This window comes from Streptomyces sp. S.PB5, from assembly GCF_030403745.1.
Taxonomy (GTDB): Bacteria; Actinomycetota; Actinomycetes; order Streptomycetales; family Streptomycetaceae; genus Streptomyces.
Map to the genome: position 1 here is coordinate 25,307 of NZ_JAQMWP010000034.1, position 16,874 is coordinate 42,180.

Consider the following 16,874-nt stretch of genomic DNA (forward strand, 5'->3'; position numbering starts at 1 on the left):
GGGTGTCTCCAGGCAGGGGGGTCTACCGGGGCGGCCGTGACGGCCTTCCCCGCGAGGTCAGATGACGAGAGCCGACCCGGCCGCGGGAGGCCCGCGCCGCACCACCGCGTGAGCGAGCAGCGGTCCTGCGGCCGTCGCCCGCCTGCTCTCCACGTGTACGGGAGCCGGCTCCCCGGGGCGTACGACGGCCCGGGGCGGTGTGCACAGGGTCCGCGCGGCGGCGACATGGGCCCGCACCGCGTCGAGCACCGAGGCCAGGCCCCGGGCGAGCGTCCAGCAGGCCCGGTCCGCGCGGTGCAGCAGTACGGCGACCAGGGCGGCGGCCAGTGCATGGACCGTCGCCATGACCGCGGAGTCGTACGAGTCCATGGGGGAGCCATGGGCATGCAGGCCATGTCGATGGGCGGAGGGCCGCGGGTGCGCGGTGACCGTCAGCCACACATGCAGCCCCGACTGGCCCACGACACTGCAGGCGACGACCGTACCGACGTGCCGGGGACGGCGGACCCCGACCAGCCCCAGACCGAAGAGCCCGGCGGCCACGGCCGCACCCTGCGCCCACGGGACGGCTCCCTCGGCGACCAGGTGATGGGCGCTCACCCCCAGCACCGTGCCGACGACGGCGAACACCGCGGCCCGCAGAACGGGCAGAGGCGCTGGACGGTGCGCGGCGGGACGGTGCATGACCCGATCATCTTGGGCCATGGGCGGCATGACGCGCAGCCCGCCCCGGACAAAGAGACGAACGCATCGCCGATTTCGCTACAAGTTCCGAAATTATTCAGGGCCTGCCTCGCCACGTGGCCGAAACACGCCGTTCGTAGCGTCGCTCTCAACGGCACGGACCCCATCCACCCCACGGGGACCCCTCGCGCCGAATTGGCTACTTCCCCCGAAAAACCCACCGCTGTCCGCAGCGTGCCCCGCGCTGCCCCGAGACAGGAGCCCACTGTGCCCCACCTCTCCCGACGCGGCGCCTTGCGGCTGACCGCGGGTATGGCTCTCGGCTGCGTCCTCCCGCTCGCGGGCTGCGGGCGCGATGAAGACGGCCCGGCGGCCGGCGGCACCGACCGCGTCGACGACACCCCGGCCAAGGGCACCGTCAGCGTATGGGCGGCGCAGGGCGACGCCGATGTGCTCGACAAGGTCATCAAGGGGTTCAAGGCCGACAACCCCGATCTCGTCGTGAAGACCACGCTGATCCCGAACGGCGAGTACTACACGAAGCTCCAGTCGGCGATCGCGGCCGGCAAGGGACCCGACATGGCCCAGTTCTTCCCGGAGTCCCAGGCACAGTTCGTCGACCCGTCGATCCTCAGAGCCGTGCCGGACGGAGTCGTCGACCCGGACGGCTTCTTCACGAGCCTGTGGCAGGCCGGGGTGGCGAAGGACGTGGCCTACACGGTGCCCTGGTACGCGTACACGTACGCGCTCGTCTACCGCTCCGACCTGGCCAGAAAGGCGGGGGCCGAAGCGCCGGGGACCTGGGACGCCATGGTGCCCTTCCTCAAGGCGCTCCAGGGAGCGGGCGCACGGCACGGGCTCGGCGCCGACATCGGCTGGGACATCTTCAACGGCCAGGACGTCGCGATGTACGCCTGGCAGGCCGGCGGCTCGCTCCTCTCCGCCGACGGCAAGTGGACCCTCGACACCCCCGCGATGGCCGACGCGCTGACATACAACGCGTCCTTCTTCACCGCGAAGACCGCCGACACCAGCACCCCCACCTTCCTCGACGCACAGCCCTACTTCGTCTCCGGAAAGACCGGCGCCATGATCACCGGCCCGTGGGTCGTCGGCCAGCTCGACGCCGCCGCGAAGAAGGACGGCTGGACGGCGTCCCACGTCGCCACCGCACCCCTCCCGGCCGGGTCCGCGGGCAGCGTCTCCTTCTCGGCCGGCGGCAGCTGGGGCGTACTGGCCGACAGCGGCAACCCGGACGCGGCCTGGAAGCTCATCAGGCACCTCGCCGAGCCGAGCACCCAGGTCGCCCAGTACAAGGCGTACGGCTCCCTGCCCGCCGTCATCTCCGCCTGGGACGACCCGGCCATCGCCGGCCAGCCCCTCCTGGACGCCTTCTTCACCCAGCTGAAGAACACCCGGGCCTTCCCGCAGGTGAGCACCTGGCAGCAGGTCGCGACCCGGATCGGCAAGGAGACGGAGGCGGTCGCCAAGGGCAGGACGAGTGCCGCGAAGGCCGCCGCCGACATCCAGGCGTACGCCGAGAGCGTCGGCACCGGGGCGGAGTGAGCCACCGATGACGACCACTCTCGTACGGGAGGCCCCGGCGGTTCCCCGGGGCGCCCCGGCCACTTCGCGCAAGGCGCGCCGCGGCCGTCGTACGGCCGTCGCGTGGGTGTTCCTCGCCCCGTTCGCCGTCGTGTTCCTGCTCTACACGGCGATCCCCGCGGTCGCCGCGTTCGGCTTCGGCCTCACCGATCTGCGCGGGTCGGATCTGCGGCACCCGTTCGCGGTGAACTTCACGGGCCTGGAGAACTACGTCCGGCTGTTCCAGGACGAGACCTTCCTGCGGGACCTCGGCAACACCGCCCTCTTCGTGGCCGCCGGAGTCCCGCTGACCATGGGCATCGGCCTCGCCCTGGCACTCGCGCTGAACTCCGGCGTCCGGCGGCTGCGCGGTGTGCTGCGCTCGGTGTTCTTCGCGCCGGTGGTGACCAACGTCGTCGCGGTCGCCCTGATCTGGCAGTACGCCTTCAACGCGGACGGCACGGTCAACAAGGTGCTCGGCGCCCTCGGCTTCGCCGGACCGAACTGGCTGGACGACCCGAACCTCGCCATGCCCGTGGTGATCCTGCTCGGCGTCTGGCGCAACTTCGGTACCGCGATGGTGCTGTTCCTCGCCGGACTGCAGGCCGTACCGCAGGACGTGTACGAGGCCGCCGCGCTCGACGGGGCCGGACGCTGGCGTCAACTGCGCCACATCACCCTGCCGTTGCTGCTGCCCACCACCCTGATGGTGTCGGTGCTGCTGAGCGTTTTCTACCTGCAGGTCTTCGACGAGCCCTATCTGCTCACGGGCGGCGGTCCGCTGGGCTCCACGGAGTCCGTGGCGCTGTACACCTACCGCCAGTTCGGGGCGGGGGAGCTGGGCATGTCGTCGGCCGCGTCCTTCGTCATGCTCGTGCTCGTCGCCGTGGTGAGCGCCGTCCAGTTCCGGATGCTGAGGTCCCGCACATGACCGCCCCGCGCCGCCCCCTCCTCTACGGGGCCCTGATCCTCTGCGCCCTGCTCACGATGCTGCCCTTCATATGGGTGGTCAGCGGCTCGCTGCGCAGCCTCGACGAGATCCGCGCCGACCCCGGCGCCTGGCTCCCGCACGACCTGACCTTCGAGAACTTCACCCGGCTGTTCGCCACCGAGGGCTTCGGCCGGTTCCTGACCAACAGCATCGTGGTCGCCGCCGTCGTGGTGCTGGGCAACATCGTGGCGGCGTCGGCAGCGGGCTACGCGCTCGCCAAGCTCGACTTCGCGGGCAGACGGCTCGCGTTCGGCGCGGTGATGGCGGCGCTGATGGTGCCGCTGACGGCGCTGTTCGTGCCGCAGCTAGTGATCACCGTCGACATGGGCCTCGCCGACACCCTCACCGGGATCGCCCTGCCCAGCGCGGCGCTGCCGCTGTCGGTGTTCATCATGCGGCAGTACGCGCTGTCGATCCCCGACGAACTGCTGGAGGCCGCCCGGATCGACGGCGCGGGGGAGTTCCGCATCTTCTTCCGGATCTTCCTCCCGCTGGCCGGCCCCGCCGTCGCCACGATCACGATCATGTCGTTCCTCTCGTCCTGGAACAACTTCATCTGGCCGCTGATCGTCGCCCAGAGCATGGACACCTACACCCTGCCGGTGGGCCTCGCCGCGACCAGCCAGGCGGCCTCGCACGTCACCGACTACGGCCTGATGCTCGCCGGGGCGATCGTGGTGATGCTGCCGGTGCTGGTCCTCTTCCTGTTCCTGCAGCGCCACTTCGTGCGGGGCATCGCCGGAACGGGAATGCGGTGAGAGCCATGGCCCCCGCGCAGACGCCGCTGTCGGGCATGAACCAGAGCGCCGTCCGACGGGTCAACACCTCCGTCATCCTGCGTGCGTTGGCGGTGTCGGCCGACCCGATGAAACTGAGCGCCCTCGCCGAACGGACCGGCCTGTCCCGCCGCACGATCGAGATCGTCCTGGACGCCCTCGTCGAGGCGGGCTGGGTGACCGAACTCGACCGCGTACCGACCAACGGCTGCGCCGGACGCCCCGCCCGCCGCTACCAACTGCGCGCCGAGCACGCCCTGTTGGCCGCCGTGCGCCTCACCACCGTCGACGCCTCCGCGGTCGTCGCCGATGTACGCGGCCACATCCTGGGCCGCGCCGACCGCCCCCTGCGCGCCTACCAGGACCCGCAGACCACCCTCGACGACGCGGCGGCACTCGTCCTGGAGGCCCTCGCCGACGCCGGCGGATCCCCCGAGCGGCTGCGCGCCGGGGTGCTCGCGGGCGGCGGCGCCATCGATGACGAAGGCGTCGTACGGCGCCTGGTGCACACCACCCGCTGGGAAGGCGTCCACCTGCCCGAGGAACTCACCCGCCGCATCCCGATGCCCTGGTTCGCCGACAACGACACCAACCTCGGTGCCCTCGCGGAGCGTTGGCGCGGGGTGGCGGGCGACCACGACAACGTCGTATGGGCGATGCTCGGCAATCGCACCGGCCTCGGCATCCTTATACGAGGAGCGGTGCACCGCGGTCTCGACGGCGCCGCCGGTGAGATCGTCGAAGCGGTGTCGATGCCGGCCGGCTCGGTCGAGCACCGTCCCGTCGCCTGGCTCACCTCACCAAAACCCGCCCAACGCCGGGTCGCACTCGCCCGCTTCGAGGCGGCCCGGGCCGGTGACACCACCGCGCTCGCCGAGGTCGACGAGTTCGTGGAGAACATCGCCTCGATCCTCACCACCCTCTCCTGGACGGTCGCACCCTCGCTCATCGTGCTCGGCGGCGGTCTGGAGGACGCGGCGGACGTCCTGCTGCCCCGGGTGCGCGAGGCGCTGCGCACCGCCCGCACCCCCGCCGTCGAACTCCGTGCCACCGGCCTCGGCCGCGACGCCCCGCTCGTCGGCGCGGTGAAACTCGCCCTCGACCGCATGGACACCGAACTCTTCGGCCCCCTCGCCCCCGCCCCCCACGGAGTCTGACTGTGCCCCACACCCCCCGCACCGATGTCCTGATCGTGGGCAGCGGCATCATGGGATCAGCCATGGCACGACTGCTCCGCGACGCCGACCCCGCCCTGGACATCACCATGGTCGACGGTGGCAGCCCGATCGGCGCCACCCCCGGACTGCATCTGCACGACCTCGACGACCCCGCCCTGTGGGCGCGGTACAACGAACAGGTCGCCACCGGCATCCAGGGCATGTACACCGGCGCCGAGGTGGTCCGCGAGGTCCCCGGCCGCCTCACCGACCTGCCGCCGGGCATGTTCCACGCCCTCGCCTTCGGCCAGGACGCCGAGGCCATGCCGCAGGCGGCGCTCGCCTGGAACACCGGGGGCATGGGCGTCCACTGGACCGCCGCGACCCCCTGGCCCGCCGGCGACGAGGTCTTCGACTTCGGCGATCCGGCGGGCTGGGCGGCGGACCTCGACACCGCGCGCGGACTGCTCGCCGTCACGCCGTCACCGATCGGCCCGACCGGGACCGGCCGACTCGTGCTCGACGTCCTGTCCGGCCGCTACGGCGCGGCCGGACCGTACGACCGACGGCCGCAGCCGATGCCCATGGCCGTGACGGCCACACCGTCGGGCCCCATGCCCCGCACCGGCCCGGCCACGATCTTCCCGGCCCTCGCCACGGGTACCGACCCCGCCTTCACTCTCCGCACCGGCACCCTCGCGACCTCTCTCGTCGTCACGGGCGACCGCGTCACGGGCGTACGCCTGCGTCGCGTCGCCGACGGCGCACAGTCCGAACTGCGCGCGGACACCGTGGTGGTGTGCGCCGACGCCCTGCGTACACCGCAGCTGCTGTACGCCTCGGGCATCCGGCCCCCGGCCCTGGGCCGCCACCTCAACGAACACGCCTTCGTCACCGCCCGGGTCCTCCTCGACCTCGACCGCTTCGGCCTCGACGTCGACGACCTGCCGCGCAGCCGCCCCGGAGAGTTCTGCACGGACTCCCTGTGGCTGCCGCACAACGGAGAGGCCCAGCCCTTCCACGGGCAGATCATGAACCGCACGTACGTGGACGAGCGCGACCGTCCCCTCGCCCACTCGGTGGGCCTGTCGCTGTACGTCCCCGTCGAGTCCCGCCCGGAGAACCGGCTCGTGTTCTCGCCGACCGGCACCGACCTCGCCGGAATGCCCCGCATCGGCATCGAGTTCGGCTACAGCCCCGCGGACCGTGAGCTGATCGGGCGGGCGCTCGACGAGGTGCGGTCCCTGGCCGAGGAGTTCGGCCCCTTCGACCCCGCGACCGAACGGGCCCTGCTGCCGCCCGGCTCGTCCCTGCACCTGACCGGCACGGTCCGCGCCGGGACGGCCGACGACGACACGAGCGTGTGCGACCCGGACGGCAGGGTGTGGGGCTTCGACAACCTCTACCTTGCAGGTAACGGGGTGATCCCCACCCCGATGGCGGCGAACGTCACCCTCACCGGCCTGGTGACCGCCGTACGTGCCGCCCGTGCCGTCGCCGCACGGCAACTCGCCGCCCGCTGAAGAGGACTGGAGCAACAGTGATCGACATCGCGAGGGAATACCGCGTGGCACTGCCGGCGTGGATCGACGACGCACTGTCGGACGTCCCCGCCGTCGTCCCCGACCGCAAGGACCGGATGCGTCTCGTGCACCGCCTCGCCGACCGTAACTGGCGTGAGGGCAATGGCGGTCCGTTCGCGGCCCTCGTCGCCGAGCAGGACAGCGGCCGGATCGTCTCGGTCGGCGTGAACGTGGTCCTCGCCTCCGGAGTCTCCAGCGCCCACGCCGAGGTCGTCGCCCTCGGGCTCGCCCAGACCGCCACGGGCGGCTGGGACCTGGGCGGGGACGGCACGCCGGCGCACGAACTGGTCGTCAACTGGCGCCCCTGCATCCAGTGTTACGGCGCCACGATGTGGTCCGGGGTGCGTTCTCTGGCCGTGGCCGGCGCGGGGCCCGAACTGGAGGAGATCACCACGTTCGACGAGGGACCGCTGGGTGCGGACTGGGCCGAGCAGTTCGAGGCGCGCGGCATCGAGGTCGTACAGGACGTGCTTCGGGACGAGGCGCTGGAGGTGTTCCGCAGCTACCGGGCGGCCGTCGACGCCGGTGATGTCGTCGTCTACAACGCCCGCGGCGGTGGCGAATGACAGCGCCCCGTTTCGCGACGGACGTCATCACCTTCTACCACCCGCAGTTCTGGGGCCTGAGCTCCGCGCAGGCGGTGCGCGACTGGGCCTCGGTGCAGCCGCGCCGCTTCTGGGAGCGGCTGACGGACGCTCTCGCCGAGACCGAGATCACCGGTGTCGAGCTGACCTTCGCACCCGGCGACATCGACTCGGCCCTGCGCGCGTACGGCGGCGCGACAGCGTTCCGCGAAGCCCTGGCCGCCCGTGGCGTGTCCGTGGTGAGCGCCTTCATAGCCGACAGCGACGCCCCGGACTGGCGGGCCGGCGACAACCTGCCCGCGATCGTCGCCGACGCCGAACGACGCGCGGCGGTGCTGGCGGAGCTGGGTGCGGAGCTGCTGGTGACGGGCCTGCCGATGCGGACCACGTACGGCACCCGCCCGCCGTTCTTCGTGGACGCCGCCTACATGACCCGCATGGCCGACATCGCGCACACGGTGGGCGAGGCCGTGGCACGGCACGGAGTGCGGCTCGCCTTCCACACGGAGTCCAACAGCACCCTGTGGTACGAGCGGGACATCGACCTGTTCATGGCCCTCACCGACCCGCACTACGTCTGGCTGTGCCCCGACTCCTGCCACATCACGCTCGGTGGCGGCGACCCGGTGGCCGTCGCCCGCCGTCATGCCCCGCGGATCGCGCTGGCCCACTGGAAGGACGCGGTGCGACCGATCGACGTCCACCTGACCGTCGACGACACCGTGTACGCCCAGCAGCAGCCGTACATGACCGAGCTGGGCCAGGGCATCGTGGACTGGCCGGCCTGGGCGTCGGCGATGTCGCGCACCCCGGGCGCCGCGACGGTGCTCATCGAGCTGGACGAGGCCGCGGACCCGGTGGCCGCGCTACGAGCGGGAACGGCCGTCGCCAAGGCCGCCCTCGCCCTGAACGCCACCGAACGGCTCTCCTCGTGACCCCGAACCGCTGATCTCCGCGCACGAGCCCGTCGAACACGGGGTCGCCGACGGTCGACTCACCGTCGGCGACCCCGTGTCCGGTCAGACGAGGCGGTGGACGCCCTGGGTGGTCAGCTCGTACCGGGCGCCGACGACCGCGACCTCACCGGCGGCCACCTTCGCGGCGATGTCGGGCTCGGCGGCGATGCGGGCGCGGATCGCACGGACGTTGGCGTCGATGGTCGCGTCGACGCGGGCGTCGCCCTCCTTGGTGCGGTCGATGTTCGGCCGTATCTGGTCGGCCAGGTACTGGATGTGCGCGGGGAGCCGGGCCCCGGAGATGTCGGCCTCGACGGCCGCCTTCACGGCGCCGCAGGACTGGTGGCCGAGCACCAGCACCAGCGGTATGCCGAGTTCGAGCACGCCGTACGCGACGCTGCCCAGCACCGCCTCGTCCAGCACCTCGCCGCCGCTGCGCACGGTCATCAGGTCGCCGAGGCCCTGGTCGAAGACGAGCTCCGGCGGGACGCGGGAGTCGATGCAGCCGAGAACGAGGGCGAAGGGGTGCTGACCCGTCGTCAGGGCCTGCCGGGTGGCGGATGTCTCGTCCGGGTGCTGCTCCCGGAAGGTACGCCAGCGCAGATTGCCCGCCGCCAGTTCGCGCAGTGCCGCTCCGGGGGTGCTGGGCCGGGGGCGCGTGGCGGTGGGGGTCGCGGAGGCGGGGGACGAGCCGAGGGTGAGACCGGCACCGAGGGCTGCGGCGCCGGTCAGTCCGGCGCGCAGCAGTGCGCGGCGCCCGGCTCTGTTGGGGGTGTCTTGAGAGTTCACGGAGACGAACGTATGACCGGGCCTGCCGTGGATGTCTCACCTTGCCGAACCATGGCGAAGCGAAAGGAAAGCGTGACGCGATCTTGGACGACTCTTGGTCTGTTCCGGTGCCTCTCTTGGCTCGGCGGCCTCCGGGCCCGCCTCGCTGTGCACTGCATTTCGGACAACCTGACGGCGGAGCAGGTTCAGACCTATTTCAGGGAACGCCCTTTTCGCAGGCTGTTCGGGGGCCGTCACGGAGGCCGGAGTGCGCGAATGAGTCAGGACGAGAATCCGCCGTGTTCGGCCTGTTGATAGTTCAACGTACGCGCTGCGAGAATCCCCCTCCCCAACCCCGCTCGCGGAATTCGAACCGGGCGAATTCCTGATTCACAAACCCCCCATGAAATCCGCACAGAGCGTTGCTCTGGCATGCCTCCGCGCAACGCAGCGAAGAAGGTGCATTGTGTCACGGCACTCCATGCCGTTCGGCGCGCCGCCGCCGCACTCCGAAACCCCCCACGTATCCCCGCAGCGGCCATCGGTGGCGCATGATCCCGCATATCGGACACTCCGTCGGACCCACCGGAAATTCGGAGTGAAGGCGACGGCCGTGGCCGTCGGCGGATTCCTTTTGTATGTCCTGCTGTCGAGTTTCGCGCCTGCACTGATGAACCGTTCGCTGAGCGGACATCTCACCGTCGGACTGGCCCTGGGGCTCGGGCAGTTCGTCGTGATGGGCATCATCGTCCGGCGCTGTCTCCTGCACCATCGCAACCACGTCACGCCGGTGGTCCGCGGCCTGCGCGGCCTCGCCCGCCAGCAGGAGAGTGCGGCCAGGGTCCGGCCGACCGGCGATCCCCGTGCGCAGGGGCAGCGGCCATGGTGACGACCGGCGCCGCGGTCGCCGACCGCTTCAGCCTGCAACTGACGCTCGTGCTCTTTCTGTCCGTGGTCGTGGTCACCCTTTTCACCGCGCTGCTGACCGCACCGCAGGGCGACGAGATCAGCGAGTTCTACCTCGGCAACCGTCTGATGTCCCCGCTGCGCAACGGGCTGGCGATGTGCGGGGACTATCTCTCGGCCGCGACCCTGCTCGGCAGCACCGGTCTGGTCGCCCTGAACGGATACGACGGGCTGCTGTACCTCGGCGGCACCGCGGTCGCCTGGGTGATGGTGCTGCTGATCATCGCCGAACCCCTGCGCAACGCGGGCAGGTTCACCCTGGGTGACACCCTGGCGTACCGGCTGCCGCGCACACAGCGGCCGGTACGGCTCGCCCTGGCCGTCTGTACGGTGGTCATCGCCACCCTCTACCTGGTCGCCCAACTCGTCGGCAGCGTCGCCCTGCTGACCCAGTTCACCGGCGAGCCCAGTGCCACCACCCGCACCCTGTGCGTGGTCGTCATCGGCACCGTCGTGATCGTGTACGCCGCCATCGGCGGCATGCCGGGCGCCACCTTCATCCAGGTCGTCAAGGCCGTGATGCTGATCTCCGGCGTCACCGTGACCGCCGTGATGGTGCTGCACCGCTTCGACTGGAACATCGACGCCCTGCTCGCCGCGGCCGCCGACAACAGCGGCCAGGGGCAGCGCTTCCTCGAACCCGGGCTGCGCTACGGCGCCAGCACCACCAGCAAACTGGACTTCCTCAGCCTGCAGTTGGCCATCGTGCTGGGGCTCGCCGCACTCCCGCACGTGATGATGCGGCTGCTCGCACCCAAGCAGGTCGACGTGCTGCGCTCCTCGGTGGTGTGGGCGATGGGCCTGGTCAGCCTCGTCTGTCTGGCCGCCGGCATCCTCGGCCTGGGCGCCACCGCCATCGTGGGCCGAGACACCATCGCACAGACCGACCGCAAGGGCGACGCCGCCGTCCTGCTGCTCGCCCAGAACCTCGGCGGCGGCCTGCTGACCGCCCTGCTGTCCTGTCTGGCCTTCGTCACCCTCCTCGCCGTGGCGGCGGGACTCACCCTGGCCGCCGCCTCCTCCCTCGCCCATGACCTCTACGGCGAGGTCATCCGCAAGGGCAGGGCGAAGGAGACGGAAGAGCTGACCGTGGCCCGGCTCTCGGCGGCCGTCATCGGGGTCCTCGGCATGCTGCTCGCCCTCGTCTCCTGGGGTGCGAACACCGCCACCCTGGCGTTCCTCGCCTTCGCGATCGCCGCGTCCGCGCTGCTGCCGACGCTCGTCTACACCCTGTTCTGGCGGCGCTTCACCGCGCAGGGCGCCCTTCTCAGCCTCTGCGGCGGCCTGCTGACTTCCGTGCTTCTCGTCGTCTTCTCGCCCGTGGTGTCCTCCACTTCCTCCTCGCTCTACCCGGACGCCGACTTCGCCCTGTTTCCTCTCCAAAACCCCGGCATCGTCTCCATTCCGGCCGGATTCCTCCTGGGTTGGCTGGGCTCGGTGCTGAGCAGGCCCGAAGCACCGGAAACCTACGAGGACTTCGAGGTCCGCACGCTCATCGGAGCAGACCAGGGAACCGGGTGAACGGATGGCGGAATTGTGGAGAGTTCGTTCACCGTCGAGGAGGGCTTGCGGCCGCAACTCCCTTGCAGTAATTAGGTGAATCATGAAATTGTTCAGCCGTGACACATCGTTCCGCCGCTCGGAGCGGACCGTCACGCCCCAGCCCTCCACGATGTCACCGGCGGCCGGCACCGGGTTCCTTCCGGACCCCGCGCTGGCGCCCCTGACGGGCGAATGGGTCATCGACCCCGCCCACAGCAGGATCGGTTTTTCGGTACGGCACGCCATGGTGACCACGGTCCGTGGAGCGTTCACGGAGTACCAGAGCCGCCTCTACTTCGACGGCCGCGACCCCTCCCGCTCGCAGGCGGAGATCGTGCTGTCGACCGCGAGCGTCGACACCGGCGTGGAACAGCGCGACGCCCATCTGCTGGGCCGCGACTTCCTGGACGCCGCGAACCATCCGCGGATGCGCTTCACCAGTACCGCCGTGGAGATGGTTGGCAACGATGTCTACCGCATGACCGGCGACCTCACCATCAAGACCACGACCCGCCCCGTGGTCCTGGAGCTGACCTACATCGGCCATGTCACCGACCCCTTCGGCTACCAGCGGGCCGGCTTCGACGGCACCACCACGATCAACCGCACCGAATGGGGCCTGAACTACAACTCCCGACTGGCCGAGGGCGGAGCCATGGTGAGCGAGAAGGTGCGCCTCCAGTTCGACATCGCCGCGATCCGGACGGCTCCTATGGGCTGACACGCGCCGCGGCCCCCGGCGGGCGCACACTGGAGGTGTGCTGTCGGTGCTCGCTAGGGGGTGTGGCCGATGGCGGCGTCACAGTGTCCGAAGGTGCGCCTGTGGCGGTGGCGGCGCAACCCGCTCCGGCGGCCCGGCGACCTCGCCGAGGCCTGGGTCCTGCTCACCGCGTGGCTGCTCGCCCTGGTCGGCGGGCTGATCGCGGGTGTCGTGACGGCCCGGGCGATCGAGGAGCTGGCCGACCGGCAGCGGGCGGAGGTGCGCGAGGTGTCCGCGGTGCTCGTCGAGGACGCGGAGAACCGCGGGCCCGCGCGGGTGGCGCCCGATCACCGGGTGTGGGTCACCGTGCGCTGGACCGTGCCGGGAGGTCCGGCGCACGAGGACCAGGCCCGGGTGCCCTACGGGACCCGGGCCGGCAGCACGGTCCCGCTGTGGACGGACGGCGCCGGCCGGATCACGTCCGAGCCCCTCTCGCCGGCCGAGAGCCGCCTGCACGGCCTCGCGGGCGGTGCGCTGGCGGCCTCTGGCCTGGGCGCGACGGTGCTGGGCGCCGCATGGGTCCTGCGCCTGCGGATGGAACAGCGGCGACTCGCACAGTGGGACGAGGAGTGGGAGCGGATCGACACCCGACGGGGCGGCAAGACCGGCTGAGCCTCCTTCGGGGCAGCACCCGGGGGAGGGCCACCGGCCTGGCTCAGGACGTGGCGTCGGCCAGCCAGAGATCGGGGCCGAACACCTCGTACCGGATCTGCCGGGCCGGGACCCCGGCGCTCAGCAGCCGGCCGCGGACGTGGCGCATGAAGGGCAGCGGGCCGCAGAGGAACACCGTTGCGCCGTCGGGGAGTTCGATGCCGTCGAGGTCCATCAGGCCTTCGCGTGCGGCGGTTTCCTCAGGGCCCGGCCGTTCGTACCAGAACACGGCCCGCGCGTGGGGAAGCCGGGCGACGAGCTGCTCGGTCTCGCCGCGCAGGGCGTGGTCGGCGGGGGAGCGGTCCGCGTGCAGGACCAGTACGGGGCGGGGCGAGCCGACGGCCGCCAGGTGGGCCAGGATGCCTGCCATGGGGGTGCAGCCGATTCCCGCCGAGACCAGTACCAGGGGAGTGCGTGCGTCGGCCGGGTCGTCGAGGACGACGTCGCCGAACGGCGCGGACAGGGAGAGTTCGTCGCCCACCTGAACCTTGTCGTGCAGGAGGCCGGAGACCTCGCCGTCAGGCGTGCCGGTGACGCGTTTGACGGTGATGCGGCGCAGTCCGGCGTCCGGGGCCGAGGACAGGGTGTACTGGCGCAACTGACGTACCCCGTCGGGCATTTCGACGCGCACGCTGACGTACTGACCCGCCCGTGCGCGCGGCGCCGGTGCTCCATCGGCCGGGCGCAGCAGGAACGACACCACGTCCGGCGTCTCGGTACGGCGCTCCACGACCGTCCACTGCCGCCACGCCTGGCCGGGCCGCACCCCCGCCTCCTGGTAGAGCCGGGCCTCCTGGGCGATGAGCGCGCCCGCCATCAGCCAGTACACCTCGTCCCAGGCGGCCGCCACCTCGGGGGTGACGGCGTCGCCGAGGACCTCGGCTATCGCCCCGAACAGGTACTTGTGCACGATCGTGTACTGGTCGTCGGTGACCCCGACGGCGGTGTGCTTGTGCGCTATGCGGCTCAGCAACGCGTCGGGCCGGGTGTCCGGGTGTTCCAGCAGGGCGGTGGCGAAGGCGGCGATGGAAGCGGCCAGCGCCCGGCGCTGGGTGCCGTCGGCCTGGTTGCCGCGGTTGAACATGCCGTCGAGCAGCTCCGGCCGGTCGCGGAACATCGCGCCGTAGAAGCGGGTCGTGATCTCGTCCAGTGCTCCGGCCACGGCGGGCAGGGTGGCGCGGACCACGGCGGCGGACTCTGCGGACAGCATGAAGCCTCCCGGGCAAGGGGTGGGGTGGGAAAGGGCCGCGTCGTCCGGGCGGCCGACTTTCTGTGTACCAGCCATCGGCCCGGATGCGGTCCGCGAGCGGCGGCGCCGGACGCATCAGGGACCAATGGCCCACCGGTCGGGGCCCATGGTCCCCATGGGTCCCGACCGGAAGTGGGCCGGCCGGCACCGCGACGGTCTCCACTCGTCCCTCGACGCCGACGGGGCGCACCGGGCGAGGCGGCCCGGCCGACCGGCGGGCGCCGTGCGGCGCTTCAGTCCGCGGCGCGTGCCCGGCCCAGTTCCCGCCCGGTGACCAGCTCGGGCTCGATGCGCACGAGGACCGCGTCGTGCAGGGGCAGCCAGGAACGCGGGCCGGTCCGCGCGAGCGCTTCGTGCGCGGAGGGATCGGTCACCACGGTGGCGCGGCCGGTGACGACCACGCTCCAGCCGGACCGCGCGGCGGCGTCGAACTCGTCCGCCTCGAAAGCGACCACCACCCCGTCGACGGCGTGCACCAGGTCCGAGCCGGACGAGGTGCGCAGCAGCACGGAGAAGTCCGTACCCAGACAGAAGTTGACCGGGAGTATCGCGGGCAGCGCCTTGGAGGTGTACACGACCCGACCGACCGGCACCTTGGCCAGAAGCCGCAGGCACTCCTGCCGGTCGAGGGCGCGAAAGCCGTCGTTGTGGACCATCGGCCCATGGTCCACCCGGCCGCCGGGGCATCGTTAGGGCCGGTCGGCCCTTGTGTGCCGGGCCCGTGGGGTCACCGCGTCCGGTGGCCCCACTGCGGACCGACCAGATCCCACTCCCGGCCCCACTGCGCGATGCGCCGCCGCTCCAGCCGCCACCGGGCGAGGCCGCCGGCGCCGAACGCCAGCCCCGACGCGGCGAGGGCGGCGGCCGTGCCCAGGAGGCCGGCCTCGACGGCCGCCTCGGTCGGGCTGGGCGGAGCGGTGACCAGGTCGCCCCACGGGTCCGTCCACAGCGTGACGCGGGAACCGGCCTTCTTCCCGGACTCCACCAGGGCCTTGCCGGTGTGGGAGGAGCCGTCACCGGCGATCCAGCGGACCTTCGCCATCGACCGGTAGGCGTTCGCCGCGGCCTGTGGGGTGTCCATGAGGAGGACGGCACGCACGGGTTCCCGCTCGGCGCGCTGCCGGTCGAAGACATCACCCGCCGCACGGGCCGTCACCACGCCCGCGAACGTGCCGCCGACCGCGATGAGCACCCAGACGGCCAGCACGACCCATGCCTCCAGTACGTCGTCGCGCCGACGCAGCGGGTTGCTCCGCCACCGCCACAGTGTCTTCTTCGTACGCCTGCCGCCAGACATCGTCGTGCACCTCCTCGTCGTCACTGGCAGCAAGGTGACAGCCGGGGACCCGGCGTGGCATGGGCCGAACAGAGCACTCGGCAGGGCCGACCGGGACCGACTCCGGGGCGCCGAGGGGCCGTTCAGCCCCGTGACCTCAAGGGCCCCCGGGCACGGACCCCGGCCGCGGCCGCCGCGCCCCGTCGGCCGTCACGGTGCCCTGCCGGCTCCCGACCCGGGACCAACGGCCCCTCACCGCGTCCGGGCCCCGCTCCCATGCTCGTAGGACATCGGTACCCGTCCCACAACCGGACAGAAGGAGGACACCATGCGAACGGCACCTCTCGACGCCTCGACCCTGGAGTCCTGCATCTCGGCTGCCGTGGCCGCGCCCTCGTTCTTCAACACCCAGCCGTGGCGCTATCGCCTCGACCCCGGGGCGGGCGTATTCGAGGTGCGCGCCGCTCCGGAACGGAGCCTGCGGCACGCGGACCCCGTGGCCCGGGCCCTGCACCTGTCGGTGGGCGCGTCCGTGTTCAACCTCCGGGTCGCCGTGGCCCACTTCGGCTGGTCACCCGTCGTACGGCTGCTGCCGCGGCCCGAGGACTCGGCCCTGCTGGCGACGCTCAGGCTCACGGAGTCCCAGAGCCGGCACACCACGCCGCACCGCACCGATCTCTATCCCGCCATCTGGCGCCGGCACAGCAGCAGATTCCCTTTCTCCGCGCGGCCGCTGCCGCAGAACGCCCGGGTCGAGATCGCCGAGGCCGCCCACACGGAGGGAGCCTCACTCACCTTTCCCGCGCCGGAGGAGACCACCCGGCTGCTGCGCGTGACCGCGGAGGCGGAGCAGCGCAACCGCCTCGACGCCGACCGCGGCCAGGAAAGCCGCCGCTGGGTGCACAAGGACCCCGACGACCGGGCCGACCTCGGACTCCCGCAGACGGTACTCGGCCCCCAGGACGCGCGCGAACACCTCCCGATGCGCGACTTCACCGCGCAACGTCATACCGAGCAGCTGTCCGCCCAGGACTTCGAGTCCGGCCCGGTCATCGCCCTGCTGACGACGCGGCACGACCGCCGCACCGACTGGCTGCGCGCCGGACAGGCGCTCGAACACGTGCTGCTGGTGGCCACGGCCCACGGGCTGCGCACCTCCTTGCTGCACCAGCCGATGGAATGGCCCGACCTGCGGCGTGAGCTGAGCCCCGACCCCGAGCACACCGGACACGCTCAGATACTCGTCCGTCTCGGCTACGGCCCGGAGGGTCCCGCGACCCCGCGGCGCGCCCCGGCGGCGGTGCTCGACAGGGAGCCGCCGAGGCGGTGAGGCGTCGGGCTCGCGCG

At 71.7% G+C, this 16,874-nt stretch carries 17 protein-coding genes; 12 read left to right on the top strand and 5 right to left on the bottom strand.

The genetic code is table 11. The features are described 5' to 3' along the window. Window positions 1–57: 57 nt before the first annotated feature. Complete coding sequence (locus tag PH203_RS46800; RefSeq protein ID WP_289928796.1) at window positions 58–684, bottom strand: hypothetical protein; 627 nt, start codon at window positions 682–684, stop codon at window positions 58–60. A 267-nt stretch (window positions 685–951) separates the two neighbouring features. On the opposite strand from PH203_RS46800, the gene PH203_RS46805 reads away from it, so the two are divergent. From PH203_RS46805 to PH203_RS46835, 7 genes are read left to right on the top strand one after another with little or no spacing between them, the layout of a single operon-like run. Beyond that, the gene (locus PH203_RS46805) at window positions 952–2,250 is read left to right on the top strand and encodes an extracellular solute-binding protein (RefSeq protein ID WP_289928797.1); all 1,299 of its coding nucleotides are present in this window, start codon (window positions 952–954) and stop codon (window positions 2,248–2,250) included. Between the two features lie 7 nt (window positions 2,251–2,257). Next, complete coding sequence (locus PH203_RS46810) at window positions 2,258–3,199, top strand: sugar ABC transporter permease (RefSeq protein ID WP_289928799.1); 942 nt, start codon at window positions 2,258–2,260, stop codon at window positions 3,197–3,199. Further along, entirely contained in the window at window positions 3,196–4,017 is an 822-nt protein-coding gene (locus PH203_RS46815) for a carbohydrate ABC transporter permease (protein ID WP_289928800.1), read from the top strand. Before PH203_RS46810 ends, PH203_RS46815 begins: the two co-directional genes overlap by 4 nt. A 5-nt stretch (window positions 4,018–4,022) precedes the next feature. Then, the gene (locus tag PH203_RS46820; RefSeq protein WP_289928801.1) at window positions 4,023–5,192 is read left to right on the top strand and encodes an ROK family transcriptional regulator; all 1,170 of its coding nucleotides are present in this window, start codon (window positions 4,023–4,025) and stop codon (window positions 5,190–5,192) included. 2 nt (window positions 5,193–5,194) lie between these two features. Next, window positions 5,195–6,715, top strand: a complete 1,521-nt coding sequence (locus PH203_RS46825; RefSeq protein ID WP_289928802.1) for a GMC oxidoreductase — start codon at window positions 5,195–5,197, stop codon at window positions 6,713–6,715. Window positions 6,716–6,732: 17 nt separating this feature from the next. Next, a complete protein-coding gene (locus PH203_RS46830) occupies window positions 6,733–7,341 on the top strand; it encodes a nucleoside deaminase (RefSeq protein WP_289928803.1) in 609 nt (202 codons plus the stop codon). Beyond that, entirely contained in the window at window positions 7,338–8,294 is a 957-nt protein-coding gene (locus PH203_RS46835; RefSeq protein ID WP_289928804.1) for a sugar phosphate isomerase/epimerase, read from the top strand. The genes PH203_RS46830 and PH203_RS46835 overlap by 4 nt, the downstream gene beginning before the upstream one ends. A gap of 84 nt (window positions 8,295–8,378) precedes the next feature. Here the strand turns inward: PH203_RS46835 and PH203_RS46840 are convergent, their stop codons facing one another. Beyond that, a complete protein-coding gene (locus PH203_RS46840) occupies window positions 8,379–9,104 on the bottom strand; it encodes a carbonic anhydrase (protein ID WP_289928806.1) in 726 nt (241 codons plus the stop codon). A 460-nt stretch (window positions 9,105–9,564) separates the two neighbouring features. On the opposite strand from PH203_RS46840, the gene PH203_RS46845 reads away from it, so the two are divergent. The 4 genes from PH203_RS46845 to PH203_RS46860 all read left to right on the top strand — a co-directional run bounded on the left by PH203_RS46845 (window position 9,565) and on the right by PH203_RS46860 (window position 12,963). Continuing rightward, window positions 9,565–9,972, top strand: coding sequence for a DUF485 domain-containing protein (locus PH203_RS46845; protein WP_289928841.1), 408 nt, complete (start codon window positions 9,565–9,567; stop codon window positions 9,970–9,972). Continuing rightward, complete coding sequence (locus tag PH203_RS46850) at window positions 9,966–11,570, top strand: cation acetate symporter (RefSeq protein ID WP_289928807.1); 1,605 nt, start codon at window positions 9,966–9,968, stop codon at window positions 11,568–11,570. The genes PH203_RS46845 and PH203_RS46850 overlap by 7 nt, the downstream gene beginning before the upstream one ends. An 82-nt stretch (window positions 11,571–11,652) precedes the next feature. Beyond that, entirely contained in the window at window positions 11,653–12,312 is a 660-nt protein-coding gene (locus PH203_RS46855) for a YceI family protein (RefSeq protein WP_289928809.1), read from the top strand. A gap of 69 nt (window positions 12,313–12,381) precedes the next feature. Then, entirely contained in the window at window positions 12,382–12,963 is a 582-nt protein-coding gene (locus tag PH203_RS46860; RefSeq protein ID WP_289928811.1) for a hypothetical protein, read from the top strand. Between the two features lie 43 nt (window positions 12,964–13,006). Here PH203_RS46860 and PH203_RS46865 read toward each other — a convergent pair whose 3' ends face one another. The 3 genes from PH203_RS46865 to PH203_RS46875 all read right to left on the bottom strand — a co-directional run bounded on the left by PH203_RS46865 (window position 13,007) and on the right by PH203_RS46875 (window position 15,548). Then, window positions 13,007–14,212: a globin domain-containing protein gene (locus PH203_RS46865; RefSeq protein WP_289928813.1), complete on the bottom strand. Its 1,206-nt coding sequence runs from the start codon at window positions 14,210–14,212 to the stop codon at window positions 13,007–13,009. Window positions 14,213–14,484: 272 nt separating this feature from the next. Further along, window positions 14,485–14,907 carry a pyridoxamine 5'-phosphate oxidase family protein gene (locus PH203_RS46870; protein ID WP_289928814.1) on the bottom strand — a complete coding sequence of 141 codons (423 nt, stop codon included), beginning with the start codon at window positions 14,905–14,907 and terminating at the stop codon, window positions 14,485–14,487. Window positions 14,908–14,978: 71 nt separating this feature from the next. Beyond that, window positions 14,979–15,548 (bottom strand): hypothetical protein, encoded by a 570-nt coding sequence (locus PH203_RS46875; protein WP_289928815.1) that lies wholly within the window; start codon window positions 15,546–15,548, stop codon window positions 14,979–14,981. Between the two features lie 307 nt (window positions 15,549–15,855). Between PH203_RS46875 and PH203_RS46880 the strand changes: the two genes are divergently transcribed. Then, window positions 15,856–16,857 carry a nitroreductase family protein gene (locus tag PH203_RS46880; RefSeq protein ID WP_289928816.1) on the top strand — a complete coding sequence of 334 codons (1,002 nt, stop codon included), beginning with the start codon at window positions 15,856–15,858 and terminating at the stop codon, window positions 16,855–16,857. Window positions 16,858–16,874: the final 17 nt, after the last annotated feature.

Coding starts and splice junctions, on each gene's coding strand:
- PH203_RS46860 (WP_289928811.1), top strand. CDS start 12,382: ATGGCGGCGTCACAGTGTCCGAAGGTGCGCCTGTGGCGGTGGCGGCGC.
- PH203_RS46815 (WP_289928800.1), top strand. CDS start 3,196: ATGACCGCCCCGCGCCGCCCCCTCCTCTACGGGGCCCTGATCCTCTGC.
- PH203_RS46870 (WP_289928814.1), bottom strand. CDS start 14,907: ATGGTCCACAACGACGGCTTTCGCGCCCTCGACCGGCAGGAGTGCCTG.
- PH203_RS46835 (WP_289928804.1), top strand. CDS start 7,338: ATGACAGCGCCCCGTTTCGCGACGGACGTCATCACCTTCTACCACCCG.
- PH203_RS46845 (WP_289928841.1), top strand. CDS start 9,565: ATGCCGTTCGGCGCGCCGCCGCCGCACTCCGAAACCCCCCACGTATCC.
- PH203_RS46850 (WP_289928807.1), top strand. CDS start 9,966: ATGGTGACGACCGGCGCCGCGGTCGCCGACCGCTTCAGCCTGCAACTG.
- PH203_RS46810 (WP_289928799.1), top strand. CDS start 2,258: ATGACGACCACTCTCGTACGGGAGGCCCCGGCGGTTCCCCGGGGCGCC.
- PH203_RS46865 (WP_289928813.1), bottom strand. CDS start 14,212: ATGCTGTCCGCAGAGTCCGCCGCCGTGGTCCGCGCCACCCTGCCCGCC.
- PH203_RS46820 (WP_289928801.1), top strand. CDS start 4,023: ATGGCCCCCGCGCAGACGCCGCTGTCGGGCATGAACCAGAGCGCCGTC.
- PH203_RS46800 (WP_289928796.1), bottom strand. CDS start 684: ATGCACCGTCCCGCCGCGCACCGTCCAGCGCCTCTGCCCGTTCTGCGG.
- PH203_RS46875 (WP_289928815.1), bottom strand. CDS start 15,548: ATGTCTGGCGGCAGGCGTACGAAGAAGACACTGTGGCGGTGGCGGAGC.
- PH203_RS46855 (WP_289928809.1), top strand. CDS start 11,653: ATGAAATTGTTCAGCCGTGACACATCGTTCCGCCGCTCGGAGCGGACC.
- PH203_RS46880 (WP_289928816.1), top strand. CDS start 15,856: ATGCGAACGGCACCTCTCGACGCCTCGACCCTGGAGTCCTGCATCTCG.